The sequence below is a fragment of the Kitasatospora fiedleri genome (genome assembly GCF_948472415.1).
Taxonomy (GTDB): Bacteria; Actinomycetota; Actinomycetes; order Streptomycetales; family Streptomycetaceae; genus Kitasatospora; species Kitasatospora fiedleri.
Genome location: NZ_OX419519.1, coordinates 7111279 through 7123497 on the forward strand (window position 1 = coordinate 7111279; position 12219 = coordinate 7123497).

Below are 12219 nucleotides of genomic sequence, written 5' to 3' on the forward strand. Positions count from 1 at the left end.
CGACACGCCCGGAACGGACGATCCGTCAGTCCGGCGAACGGTCGGGACCGGCCGTCCGTACCGCCATCCGCCGCAGCAGCTGCGTCCGCGCCCCGGCGTCCTGCGGGTTCCCGGTGGCCGCGTGGCGCTCGGCCAGCCGCTCGGCGACCTCGGCCTGGAGCTCGACCGGCTTCTTGTCGTCGTACTTGAACTTCGCCCGCACCCGGCGCACCGTCAGCCGCAGCCCCCGCACGCCGGTCAGCAGCGCCCACTGCGCGCCGCCGGGCCCGACCCGGTCGCCGGGCCGCTCGGGCTGGAAGTGCGCCAGCTGCCGGTTGAGGATCGCGGCCTTGCCGGCGACGTCCTCCACCAGCTCGGCGGTGCAGGAGAACTGGACGGACGCGTAGTAGCTGGTCGGCGTGTACGGCTCGCCGCGCCAGCGGCCGGGGGCGAAGGCGTAGTCGTCGGTGACGGCCAGCGTGACGCGCGGGTCGGCGCGCACCGCGGCGAGCAGCGGGTTGGCGGCGGCCAGGTGCAGCAGCACCTCGCCCGCGTCCGCGTCCAGCAGGAAGTGCGTGGGGACGAGGACCGGGCCGTCGGGGCCGTTGGCCGCCAGGGTGCCGAAGTCCCGCCCGGCGGCCAGCCACTGGCGCCACTCCTGCTCCGAGCCCCGGTCCCAGCCCCGGATCAGCACGCCGACTCCCGCAGGTACGGCGGGAGTTCGACCTCCGTGTGCGGGGCGGGCAGCGGCGCGCCGTGGGCGGGGGTGACCGGCACCACGCCCGCCCAGTACGGCAGGGCGAGGTCCTCGGGTTCGTCGTTGACGCCGCCGGTGCGGGTCTTGGCCGAGACCCGGTCCAGCTCCAGCCGGATCACCGCGGTGGCGGCCAGCTCCTTGGCGTTGGCCGGCCGGCAGTCGGCCGCGCGGCCCGCCACCACCTGCTCGACGATCGCGTCCAGCGCCAGCCGCAGCTCGGCGGGGTCGGTGACCTGGTGGGCGGTGCCGTGCGCGACCACCGAGCGGTAGTTGACGGAGTGGTGGAAGGCCGACTTGGCCAGCACCAGCCCGTCCAGGTGCGTCACCGTCACGCACACCGGCAGGCCCTCCTCGCCCTTGGCCCCGCGCAGCGGGCGGCTGCCGGTCGAGCCGTGCACGTACAGCCGGCGGCCGACCCGGGCGTACAGCGTGGGCAGCACGACCGGCGCGCCGTCCCGGACGAAGCCGAGGTGGCACAGGTACCCGGCGTCCAGGATCGCGTGCACCGCCTGCTCGTCCCAGGCGGCGCGCTCCTTGGAGCGGGTCGGGGTGGTGAGGCCGTCGCGGGTGTACGACCCGCCGGGGCTGTCCGACATGACAACTCCTCTGCACTAGTGCATAATCTACTTTGTGCTAGGAGAGTATCGGATCACCGGTCGGCGAGCCAGCGAGATTGCCGCCGACGTCGAACGCGCGGTCGCGGCGGGGGAGTTGGCCCCGGGTGCCGCCCTGCCCCCGCTGCGCGACCTGGCCGTCGAGCTCGGCGTGAACCCCAACACGGTGGCCGCCGCCTACCGCCTGCTGCGCGAACGCGGCGTCATCGAGACCGCCGGGCGGCGCGGCAGCCGGGTCCGCCCCCGCCCGGTCACCGCCCCCCGGGACCAGGCCCGGCTGCCCGTCCCGCCCGGTGCCCGCGACCTGTCGGCCGGCAACCCCGACCCGGCCCTGCTGCCCCCGCTCGGCCCCGCGCTGGCCGCCGCGGCCGCCGGGCCCGCCGTCCTGTACGGGCAGCCGGTCGCCGAGCCCGGGCTGCTCGCCGGGTTCCGCGCCGAGTTCCGCGCCGACGGCGTCCCCGACGGCGAACTCGCGGTCTGCTCCGGCGCGTTGGACACCATCTCGCGGGTCCTCGCCGCCCACCTGCGCCCCGGCGACACCGTCGCCGTCGAGGACCCGGGCTGGGGCAGCCTGCTCGACCTGCTGCCCGCGCTCGGCCTGCGCCCCGTCCCCGTCCCGGTCGACGACGAGGGCCCGCTGCCCGGCCCCGCCGCCGCCGCGCTCGACCACGGCGCCCGCGCCCTGATCGTCACCAGCCGGGCCCAGAACCCCACCGGCGCCGCCCTCACCCCGGCCCGCGCCGCCGCGCTGCGCGCCGTCCTGGCCGCCCGCCCCGCCACCGTCCTGATCGAGGACGACCACGGTCACGGCATGGTCGACCAGCCCTTCCAGTCACTGGCCGCCGGCACCGTCGCGCACTGGACGCTGGTGCGCTCCGCCGCCAAGGCGCTCGCCCCCGACCTGCGGGTCGCGGTCTGCACCGGCGACGCCGACACCATCGCCCGGGTCCTGGGCCGCCAGCGCCTGGACGCGGGCTGGGTCAGCCACCTGCTCCAGCGCGCCGTCCTCGCACTGCGCCGCGACCCGCCCGCCCCCGCCCCGGTCTACCGCGCCCGCCGCGACGCCCTGCTCGCCGCCCTCGCCGCCCACGGCATCCGCGCCCACGGCGCCAGCGGCCTCAACGTCTGGGTCCCCGTCCCCGACGAGACCGCCGCCACCGCCGCCCTGCTCCACCGCGGCTGGGTCACCGCCCCCGGCTCCCGCTTCCGCCTCGCCTCCCCGCCCGGCCTCCGGATCACCGTCTCCACCCTCACCCCCGCCGAATCCACCACCCTCGCCGCCGACCTCGCCACCACCCTGTCCGCCCCGGCGGCCGGCTCCCGGCTCACCTGAGCACCGCCGCCCCGGCTGTCATGGACGCGAGGAATAGCGGGCGGCCCGGCCCGGTTGCAGGGCGCGGGGGGAACGACCAGCAGGAAGGACCGGCCATGCGCATCCGAAACTCGCTCCGCTCCCTGAAGGCCAAGCCCGGCGCCCAGGTGGTCCGCCGGCGCGGGCGCACCTTCGTGATCAACCGGAGGGACCCGCGCTTCAAGGCCCGCCAGGGCTGAGCAGCGCGAAGGCCCCGCCCCGGAGGAACCGGGCGGGGCCTTCCGCCGTGCGGCGGGCGCTCAACGCTCAGCGCCCAGGGCTCAGCCCTTGGCCAGCAGCGACTGCGCGTGCTCGCGGACCTCGTCGCGGGACAGGTACGCGTCGGTGTACTCGAAGTCGCGCAGTCGGGCGGGCTGGCGGGCCAGGAAGCCGGTCCGGACGAAGTCGTCGCCCGCGGTGGCGTTCAGCAGCCAGTTGGCCGCCGTGCGGTACTTCGCCGCGTTGGTGCGCATCGCCATCACGTGGTAGCCGCGGGCCACCGCCTGCGCGGGCGCGCCGTGCAGCTCGATCCCCAGCGGCTTGGACACCGCGTCCTTGCCGCCCAGGTCGACCACCAGGCCCAGGTCCTTGTGGAAATACGGCTGCAGCGGCTGGTTGCGCAACGCCGCCACCAGGTTGTCGGCGACCTTCTTGCCCTGCCGGGCCGAGTGCTGCGCGGTCGGCGGGCACACCGCCCCGTCGCCCTTGGCCAGGTCCGGCACCGCCGCCGCGTCGCCGAGCGCGAAGACGCCCTCGAACTGCGGCACCCGCATCTCCGCCGTCACCGCCAGCCGCCCGCGCACCGTCTCCGCGTCCAGCGTGCCCACCAGCGGGGAGGCGGCCACGCCGGCCGTCCAGATCAGGGTCCGGCACGGCAGGGTCCGCCCGTCGGTGAACTTCACCGTCTCCGGGCCGACCTCGGCGATCGACACGCCCAGCGACACGTCCACGCCGCGCGCGCGCAGGATCTCCATCGCGGTGACGCCCAGCTTGTCGCCCAGCTCGGGCATCAGCCGCGGCGCGATGTCGATCAGGTGCCACTTGATCAGCTGCGGGTCCAGCCGCGGGTAGCGCTTGGCCGCCGCGGTGGTCAGCCGCTGCAGGCAGGCCGCCGTCTCGGTGCCCGCGTACCCGCCGCCGACCACCACGAACTGGAGCCGGGAGGCCCGCTCGTTCTCGTCCATCGACGCGGACGCCAGGTCGAGCTGGGCGATCACGTGGTCGCGGATGTAGGTGGCCTCGGCGAGCGTCTTCATGCCGCGCGCGTAGTCCGGCAGGCCGGGGATGTCGAAGGTCCGGGTGACGCTGCCCGGCGCGAGCACCAGGTAGTCGTACTTCTCCGCGACCACCTCGTCGGTGATCTTGCGGACCACGGCGACCTTCGAGCGCGGATCGATGCCGATCGCCCCGCCCGGCACGATGTGGGTGCGCCGCAGCGAGCGCCGCAGCGAGATCGCCACCGACTGCGGGGTCAGCACCCCGGCCGCGACGTGCGGCAGCAGCGGCAGGTACAGCTGGTACGAGAACGGCGTGACCAGGGAGATCTCCGCCTCGGAGGGGGCGAGCTTGCGCTCCAGGCGGCGCGCGCACTCGAGTCCGGCGAAGCCGCCGCCGACGATCAGGATCCGAGGTCGTTCCATCTTCATCCCCTACTGTGTGCAGGTCCGTGAGTGGCAAGGACGACTGTTGGCCACACTCGCACGGGGTAACGGCGGGTGCATCTCCAACGCCCGCCCGACGCCTGCCCGGCCGCCGCCGAGCCATGCCACCGCCCCGGGCCGCTAGGCTGTCCGGATGCTCTCCGAGGTGACGGCCGTCCGCTACGCGACGCCGCTGCGCGAAGGCGGTTCGATGCCCGGCCTGATCGAGGCCGACGACCGCCGCCTGTACGTCCTGAAGTGGGTCGGCGCGGCCCAGGGCCGCAAGGCGCTGGTGGCCGAGGTGCTGGCCGGCGAGCTGGGCCGCCGGCTCGGCCTGCCGGTGCCCGAACTGGCCCTGGTGGACCTGGACCCGGTGCTGGCCCGCAGCGAGCCCGAGGTGCAGATCCAGGACCAGATGCGGGCCAGCGGCGGCACCAACCTCGGCATGGCGTACGTCCCGGGGGCGCTGAACTTCGACCCGCTCTGCTTCGAGGTGGACGAGGACACCGCCGCCCGGGTGCTCTGGTTCGACGCCCTGATCGGCAACGTCGACCGCTCCTGGCGCAACCCCAACCTGCTGGTCGCGGCCGGCGGGCTGCGGCTGATCGACCACGGCGCCAGCCTGGTCTTCCACCACAGCTGGCCGGGCGCCGAGAAGTGGCGCCGCAAGCCCTACGACGCCTCCGACCACGCGCTGCGGCACGCCGCCGGCCGCCTGCCGCGGGTCGACGCCGACCTCGCCGCCCTCGCCGCCGGGGCGCTGCCCGCGGCGGTCGCCGCCGTCCCGGACGTCTGGCTGGCCGACGAGCCCGGCTTCACCGGCCCCGCGGACGTCCGCGCCGCGTACACCGCCCAGCTCACCGCCCGCCTGGCCGGGCCCCGCGACTGGCTCCCGGAGGTGGCGGCCCGATGACCGACCTGCCCGTGCCCGGCCACCCCGTCCACGACTACGAGTACGCCCTGATCCGGGCCGTCCCCCGGGTCGAGCGCGGCGAGTGCGTCAACATCGGCGTGCTGCTGTACTGCCGCCACGCCGAGTACCTGGGCGCCCGCACCCACCTCGACCAGGGCCGGCTGCTCGCCCTGGACGCGCTGGCCGACGCGGCCGGCGTGCGGCGCGCGCTGCGCGGCATCGAGGCGGTCTGCGCGGGCGGCGAGGCGGCCGGCCCGGCCGCCCGGGACAGCGCCGGGCAGCGCTTCCGCTGGCTGACCGCCCCGCGCAGCGCCGTGGTCCAGCCCGGCCCGGTGCACACCGGGCTGACCGCCGACCCGGACGCGGAACTGCACCACCTGTTCGACCGTCTGGTGCTCTGAGCGGACCCGTCGCGACGGACGCGCACACACCGTCCGTCGAATCCGCAAACCACTTGCCAGACTCAATACTGGAGTCACTGAAACGAATGGGCGTACCCTGACCGCCATGGGCAGCACCACAGGCACCGGCACCGCACCCTCCACCACCGAGCTGATGGAACAGATCGCGGCCGTCGGCACCGCCTACTTCCAGGACTACGCCGCCGCCGCGGCCCGCCACGGCCTCAACTCCTCCCAGGCCAAGGCGCTCAAGGCGGTCCTCGAACCCGTCCCGATGCGCGCCCTGGCCGGCCGCCTCGGCTGCGACGCCTCCAACGTCACCGGCATCGTCGACCGCCTCGAAACGCTCGGCTACGCCCGCCGCGAGGCCGCCGCCGCCGACCGCCGGGTCAAGATCGTCACCATCACCGACCAGGGCCGCGAGGTCCTCGACCGGATCCGCGACGACATGACCCGCGCCCGCGCCGCCTTCGACAGCCTCGACCCCGACCAGCGCACCGCCCTCTCCGGGCTCTGCGACCAGGTCCTGCCGCTGCTGCTGCGCCCCTGCACCCCGCCGCCGCAGTGACCGTCGGTGGCGTGCCGTACGCTCACCGCATGCACCAGGCGAACGGATGGACCGCCACCGGGCTGCGCTGGCAGGACGGCGCGCCCCTCCTCACCGCCAGCGACGGCCGGCAGCGCCACGACCGCCCGCTCACCGACGGCCTGGCCGTCGCCTGGCGGATCTCCGGCCCCCGCCGCTGCACCGGCGCGCACACCGAGCGCGGCCACCGCCCCTGCCCGCACCGCGCCACCGTCCAGCCCGAGGGCACCACCAGCCAGTGCCCGAGCTGCCAGAACGCCGACCGCGGCCTCCAGCTCGCCCGGGACCGCATCCTCGACGACGGCCGCGACTACCGCCTCTACCTCGCCTGGTTCGCCCCCGGCCTGCTCAAGGTCGGCCTCACCGCCGAGGAGCGCGGCACCGTCCGCCTGCTCGAACAGGCCGCCCTCACCTGGACGTTCATCGCCCGCGGCCCGCTGCCCGCCGTCCGCCGGGCCGAACTCGCCCTCGCCCACGCCCGGTTGGCCCGCGAGCGGGTCCCCGCCGCCGCCAAGTACCCGGCCTGGTGGCAGCTGCCCGCCCCCGCCGAGCGGCGGGCCGCGCTCACCGCCGCCCGCACCCGCGCCCACCGGCTGCTGGCCGAGCAGGGGCACGAACAGCTGGAACCGCTGCCCGACCACCCCGTCACCGACCAGGTCGAGCTCTTCGGCCTCACCGACGGCGCCCCCGACCGCTACCAGCAGGTCACCTCGCTCGCCGACGGCGCCCGGCTGGCCGGCCGGCTGCGCCGCCCGATCGGCGGCCACCTCTTCCTCGACCGCCCCGACGGCCTCCCGCTGCTGCTCGACACCCGCCTGCTCACCGGCTGGACGCTGCACGCCGAACCCGACGGCCCCGGCTGCGCGGGGCTGACCCTGCTCACCAGGGCCCGCCCCGCCGCCGAACAGGACGCCCTGTTCTGAGTCCAGGGCGCCCGGGTCAGCCCTTCTTCCGGGCCTCCTGCTTCTGCCGCGCGCCCAGCGTCGCCAGCGCCATGTCCTGCGCCTGCGACTTCAGGTTCTTGTAGCCGTACCCGCGGTCGGTCAGCCACAGCTCCGCCGCCGTCTCGGCCCGCACCGACGCCGCCACCACGTCCTCCTCCGCCTCCCCGTACTCCAGGAACCGGAAGGTGAAGAACGGCCGCGCCGACAGGTCGTACGTCAGGTGCCCCTCCTCGGTGAACTCCGCGCGGAGCACGTCGTGTTCCGCCGCCCGGGCCTGCAACCCGGCCCGCTGCTCGTCGGTCAGGGCGTCGAAGGAGCCGCGGACCGTGATCCGAAAGGTGCGCTTGGTCATGCCCGGACCCTAACCCGCCGACCCCGCCGCGCTCATCCCGGTTTCCGGACGCGCTGCGTGCTCGCCTGACCTCGACTGTTAGGCTTGCGAAACGTGAGCGCGAAGCCCAAGATCCCCAATGTCCTGGCCTCCCGGTACGCCTCGGCGACCCTGGCCCAGCTGTGGTCCCCCGAGCACAAGGTGGTCCTGGAGCGCCACCTGTGGCTGGCCGTCCTCAAGGCGCAGCAGGACCTCGGCATCGAGGTGCCGGCCACCGCGATCGCCGACTACGAGCGGGTGGTTGACCAGGTCGACCTGGCGTCCATCGCCGCCCGCGAGAAGGTCACCCGGCACGACGTGAAGGCCCGGATCGAGGAGTTCTCCGAACTCGCCGGGCACGAGCAGATCCACAAGGGCATGACCTCGCGCGACCTCACCGAGAACGTCGAGCAGCTCCAGATCCGCCAGTCGCTGGAGCACGTCCGCGACCGCACGGTCGCCGTGCTGGTCCGCCTGGGCCGCCTCGCCGCCCAGTACGGCGAACTGGTCATGGCCGGCCGCTCGCACAACGTCGCCGCCCAGGCCACCACCCTCGGCAAGCGCTTCGCGACCGCCGCCGACGAGGTCCTGGTCGCCTTCGTCCGCCTCGAGGAACTGATCGCCCGCTACCCGCTGCGCGGCATCAAGGGCCCGGTCGGCACCGCGCAGGACATGCTCGACCTGCTCGGCGGCGACGCCCACAAGCTCGCCGAGCTGGAGCGCCGGGTCGCCGGGCACCTCGGCTTCGAGAACGTGCTCACCTCGGTCGGCCAGGTCTACCCGCGCTCGCTCGACTACGACGTGGTCTCCGCGCTCGTCCAGCTCGCCGCCGGCCCCTCCAGCCTGGCCAAGACCATCCGCCTGATGGCCGGCCACGAGCTGGTCACCGAGGGCTTCAAGGCCGGCCAGGTCGGCTCCTCGGCGATGCCGCACAAGATGAACACCCGCTCCTGCGAGCGCGTCAACGGCCTGGCCGTCATCCTGCGCGGCTACGCCTCGATGACCGCCGAGCTCGGCGGCGACCAGTGGAACGAGGGCGACGTCTCCTGCTCCGTGGTGCGCCGGGTCGCGCTGCCGGACGCGTTCTTCGCCTTCGACGGCCTGCTGGAGACCTTCCTGACCGTCCTCGACGAGTTCGGCGCCTTCCCCGCCGTGATCGAGGCCGAGCTGGACCGCTACCTGCCGTTCCTGGCCACCACCAAGGTCCTGATGGGCGCGGTGCGGGCCGGCGTCGGCCGGGAGACCGCGCACGAGGTCATCAAGGAGCACGCGGTGGCCGCCGCGCTCGCCATGCGCGAGGGCGCCCGCGAGAACACCCTGGTGCCCGCCCTGGCCGCCGACGAGCGCATCCCGCTGGACCACGCCGCGCTGGAGGCCCTGCTGGCCGACCGGCTCTCCTTCACCGGCGCCGCCGCCGCCCAGGTCGGCGAGCTGGTCCGGCGCGTCGAGGAGGTGGCCGCCGCCCACCCGGAGGCCGCCAAGTACGCTCCCGGCGACATCCTCTGACGTACCGTCAGCCACCACGCGGCCCGTCCCGGAACAGCTCCGGGGCGGGCCGCGCCCGGTTCCCGGGGGCCGCCGCGCCGCCCGGGGGAGGGAATCGGAGCGAAGTCGGGGTCGGACGGCGGCCGGGCGGGGTACACCGGAGGTGTCCGTCACTGCGGGGACGGTGAGGACGCCGACGGCGGCGGTGCCCAGCACACCCGGAGAGCCAGCCATGCGAGCCACCAAACGGTCGGCCGGCGCCCCCACCGGCGGCGCCGCCCCCAGGGCCGGGATCAGCGTCGCCTACGTCGGCCTGTGCGGCGCGGCCGACCTGCTGCTCTCCGGCGCCCTGGCCCGGCTGCTGGCCGGCACCGCCACCGGGGTCCTCCCGCTGCTGCTCTTCCTGGCCTTCTTCCTCCCGCTCGGCGCCCTCGCCCTGCTGGGCACCGAACCGGCCGACCGCGCCGTCACCCGCCTGCTCACCCGCCCCGCCCGCCCCGCCCCGGACCGGCCGCCGACCGGGCAGCCCGCCGGGCAGCCCGGCGACTAGACCGCCCGCCGTCCCTCGCCGTCCGGGTGGATCGGGGGCGTGGTCGGGGCGCAGTACCAGTCGCAGTCGGGCTCGGCGACCGGGTGCGGCGGGGCCAGCGCGTCGGAGCGGACGGTGGCGAAGGCCAGCACGGCGCCGGCGGTCAGCAGGCCGGCGCAGATCAGCATGGCGGTGCGGAAGGCGTCGTCCACCTCGGCCGGGACGCGATAGGCGTCGCCGCTCAGGCCCGCCAGCGGGGGGATCGCGGCGACCGCGAACAGGCCCGCCGCGCGGGCGGCGGCGTTGTTGACGCCGGAGGCGATGCCGGCCCGGCGCACGTCCACGGCCGCCAGGACGGTCGCGGTCAGCGGCGCGACCAGCAGCGTCATCCCGGCGCCCTGCACGGTGACCGCGGGCAGCACGTCCAGCCAGTAGCTCGCGCCGGGCCCGATCCGCAGCATCAGCAGCACCCCCGCGGCCACCACCAGCGGCCCCACCGTCAGCGGCAGCCGCGGCCCCACCGCCCGGCCCAGCCGTCCCGCCCGGCCGGAGAACAGCAGCATCAGTACGGTGATCGGCACCAGCGCCACCCCCGACAGCAGCGGCGTGAACCCGGCGACGATCTGCAACTGCACCGTCAGCAGCAGGAACACCCCGCTGAACGCCCCGTACACGCACAGGGTGACCAGGTTGACCGAGGTGAACAGCCGCGAGCGGAACAGCGACAGCGGCAGCATCGGGTTCGGCGAGCGGTGCTCGACCAGCACGAACGCCGCCGCCAGCGCCAGCCCCGCCAGCCCCGAGGCCAGCGCGGCCGGGGTCGGCCCCGCGCCGGCCTCGGTCAGCGCGTACGTGATCCCGGCCAGCGCGAGCGCCGCGAGCAGCGCGCCCGGCACGTCGAAGCGCCCGCTCGCGTCCGGGTCCCGGCTCTCCGGGACGTGCCGGGCCGTCACCGCGACCACCACCGCCGCCAGCGGCAGGTTCAGCAGGAAGATCCACCGCCAGCCCGGGCCGTCCACCAGCCAGCCGCCCAGGAACGGCCCGACCGCCGCCGCGACCCCGCCCAGGCCGGACCAGGCCCCCACCGCGCCCGCCCGGTCCTCCTCGGCGAACACCGCCTGCAGCATCGCCAGCGAACCGGGCGTCAGCAGCGCCCCGCCCACACCCTGCAACGCCCGTGCCAGCACCAGCAGTTCGACGTTCGGCGCGGCCGCGCACCCGGCCGAGGCGAGCGCGAACCAGCACACCCCCAGCAGGAACACCCGCCGCCGCCCGTACCGGTCGCCCAGCGAGCCGCCGAGCAGGATCAGCGCCGCCAGCGTCAGCATGTACGCGTTGACCGTCCACTGGAGCGCGGACAGGCCCGCCCCCAGCTCCTCGCCGATCCGCGGCAGCGCGACGTTCACCACCGTGCCGTCCAGCATCGCCATGCCGGAGCCCAGCGCCGTCGCCGCCACCACCCACCGGCCGCGGCCCGTGCCGAGGCGGATTCCGTTGTCGCTCAGGGTGTCGTCGCTCACGGTCCGAGTCTCCGGCAGGAGGGGCGGCGGCCGGGGGAGCGGCGCGCAGGCGGTCGGGGACGGCGGGGCGCGGAGAGGGGATCAGGGCAGCAGTGCGCCGCGCTGCCAGGGACGGGCGGTGGCCGGGGTGACGATGCCCAGGTCGGTGAAGAACTCCATCGCCTTGCGCGCCCAGTCGATCCGGGCCTGCCGCCAGTGTGGGTTGGCCGCGGCGGCCCGGCGGGCTTCGACCGGGTCGAGCCCGGCCAGCGCGTACACCCGAGGGTGGACCAGCTCGGCCACCGCCTGCCGGGCCAGCAGCGCCAGCGCCCGCCGGAACACCGCCCGCCGGGCCGGGGTCATCGCCGCCCAGCGGCGCTCCAGCTCCGGCTTGGCGTAGCCGATGTGCCGGGCCTCCTCCACCACGTGGATTCGGGCCACCGACCGGGCCAGCGGCTGCAGCGACTCGTCGCGGATCATCTCGCGCTGCATCGCGTCCGTGAACTCCTCGACGAAGATCGCCCCGGCGAAGGTCATGGTGGTGTCGTTGAGCAGGAAGTGCAGCTTCCCCAGCCGGTCCGCGCGCCGGGTCGGCCGGGCCGACGGGTAGCCGGTCGCGGTGATGTAGCGGGCGAACATGGTCGAGTGCCGGCACTCGTCGGCGACCTCGGTCAGCGCGTACTGGGCGTGCCGGGTGGTCAGGTCGCCCGCGTAGACGTGCCGGATCAGGCCCTCCATCAGCACCAGTTCGAACCAGATCCCGGCGGCCGTGGTGGACGCGAACTGGTGCACGCTCAGCTGCGCCCGCCGCCGCTCGTCCAGCCGTTCCCACAGCGGGGTGCCGTGGAGCGCGACGCGGTGCGCGGGCAGGGCGTAGTGGTCCGGGTCGACGGGGGCGCTCCAGTCGATCTCGGTGAGCGGGTCGTAGGAGTGCTTGGCGGAGGCGCGCAGCAGGCGGGCGGCGTTGAGTTCGCGGTCGGCGTTGCGCTGCCGGGCGGGGGTCTGGGGCGGGGCGGTGGTCTCGGACACGGGCGGGCTCCGGAGGGTCGGGGCGGTGGGGGCTCCAGGAGGAGTAAACCAATGAGACAGACTGTCAACAAGGGGTCGGGGCAGATCAGCGACGGCCCGCCCGCCCGTCTCCGGCCCGTCTC

General features: G+C 75.4%; 14 protein-coding genes. 8 read left to right on the top strand and 6 right to left on the bottom strand.

Features of this window, described 5'->3' with window-relative positions:
- Positions 1-25 precede the first annotated feature (25 nt).
- Together QMQ26_RS32240 and QMQ26_RS32245 are read right to left on the bottom strand one after the other, a co-directional pair.
- Entirely contained in the window at positions 26-673 is a 648-nt protein-coding gene (locus QMQ26_RS32240) for an FMN-binding negative transcriptional regulator (RefSeq protein ID WP_282203722.1), read from the bottom strand.
- Entirely contained in the window at positions 667-1332 is a 666-nt protein-coding gene (locus QMQ26_RS32245; RefSeq protein ID WP_282203723.1) for a pyridoxamine 5'-phosphate oxidase family protein, read from the bottom strand. The genes QMQ26_RS32240 and QMQ26_RS32245 overlap by 7 nt, the downstream gene beginning before the upstream one ends.
- 34 nt (positions 1333-1366) lie before the next feature.
- Here QMQ26_RS32245 and QMQ26_RS32250 point away from each other — a divergent pair, with 34 nt between their 5' ends.
- Positions 1367-2683: an aminotransferase class I/II-fold pyridoxal phosphate-dependent enzyme gene (locus QMQ26_RS32250; RefSeq protein WP_282203724.1), complete on the top strand. Its 1317-nt coding sequence runs from the start codon at positions 1367-1369 to the stop codon at positions 2681-2683.
- Positions 2684-2778: 95 nt separating this feature from the next.
- Entirely contained in the window at positions 2779-2901 is a 123-nt protein-coding gene (gene ykgO / locus QMQ26_RS32255) for a type B 50S ribosomal protein L36 (protein ID WP_100839234.1), read from the top strand.
- Between the two features lie 81 nt (positions 2902-2982).
- On the opposite strand, the gene QMQ26_RS32260 is transcribed toward ykgO, so the two are convergent.
- Positions 2983-4341 (bottom strand): NAD(P)/FAD-dependent oxidoreductase, encoded by a 1359-nt coding sequence (locus QMQ26_RS32260; protein ID WP_282203725.1) that lies wholly within the window; start codon positions 4339-4341, stop codon positions 2983-2985.
- 154 nt (positions 4342-4495) lie between these two features.
- On the opposite strand from QMQ26_RS32260, the gene QMQ26_RS32265 reads away from it, so the two are divergent.
- From QMQ26_RS32265 to QMQ26_RS32280, 4 genes are all read left to right on the top strand, one after another.
- A complete protein-coding gene (locus QMQ26_RS32265; RefSeq protein ID WP_282203726.1) occupies positions 4496-5254 on the top strand; it encodes a HipA family kinase in 759 nt (252 codons plus the stop codon).
- Positions 5251-5655, top strand: a complete 405-nt coding sequence (locus QMQ26_RS32270; RefSeq protein WP_282203727.1) for a DUF3037 domain-containing protein — start codon at positions 5251-5253, stop codon at positions 5653-5655. The genes QMQ26_RS32265 and QMQ26_RS32270 overlap by 4 nt, the downstream gene beginning before the upstream one ends.
- Before the next feature lie 106 nt (positions 5656-5761).
- On the top strand, positions 5762-6223 hold the full coding sequence (locus QMQ26_RS32275; RefSeq protein ID WP_100839231.1) for a MarR family winged helix-turn-helix transcriptional regulator: 462 nt from the start codon (positions 5762-5764) through the stop codon (positions 6221-6223).
- 29 nt (positions 6224-6252) lie between these two features.
- Positions 6253-7164 (top strand): DUF2797 domain-containing protein, encoded by a 912-nt coding sequence (locus tag QMQ26_RS32280; RefSeq protein WP_282203728.1) that lies wholly within the window; start codon positions 6253-6255, stop codon positions 7162-7164.
- Between the two features lie 16 nt (positions 7165-7180).
- Here QMQ26_RS32280 and QMQ26_RS32285 read toward each other — a convergent pair whose 3' ends face one another.
- Entirely contained in the window at positions 7181-7537 is a 357-nt protein-coding gene (locus QMQ26_RS32285; RefSeq protein ID WP_100839229.1) for a DUF6204 family protein, read from the bottom strand.
- A 93-nt stretch (positions 7538-7630) separates the two neighbouring features.
- Here QMQ26_RS32285 and purB point away from each other — a divergent pair, with 93 nt between their 5' ends.
- Together purB and QMQ26_RS32295 are read left to right on the top strand one after the other, a co-directional pair.
- Positions 7631-9061, top strand: a complete 1431-nt coding sequence (gene purB, locus QMQ26_RS32290) for an adenylosuccinate lyase (RefSeq protein WP_404814002.1) — start codon at positions 7631-7633, stop codon at positions 9059-9061.
- Between the two features lie 211 nt (positions 9062-9272).
- Positions 9273-9590, top strand: a complete 318-nt coding sequence (locus tag QMQ26_RS32295; protein WP_282203730.1) for a hypothetical protein — start codon at positions 9273-9275, stop codon at positions 9588-9590.
- Here QMQ26_RS32295 and QMQ26_RS32300 read toward each other — a convergent pair.
- Together QMQ26_RS32300 and QMQ26_RS32305 are read right to left on the bottom strand one after the other, a co-directional pair.
- Positions 9587-11089, bottom strand: a complete 1503-nt coding sequence (locus tag QMQ26_RS32300) for an MFS transporter (protein ID WP_282203731.1) — start codon at positions 11087-11089, stop codon at positions 9587-9589. The two genes, QMQ26_RS32295 and QMQ26_RS32300, sit on opposite strands and share 4 nt — an antisense overlap.
- 81 nt (positions 11090-11170) lie before the next feature.
- Positions 11171-12097, bottom strand: coding sequence for an AurF N-oxygenase family protein (locus QMQ26_RS32305; RefSeq protein ID WP_282203732.1), 927 nt, complete (start codon positions 12095-12097; stop codon positions 11171-11173).
- Between the last annotated feature and the right edge of the window lie 122 nt (positions 12098-12219).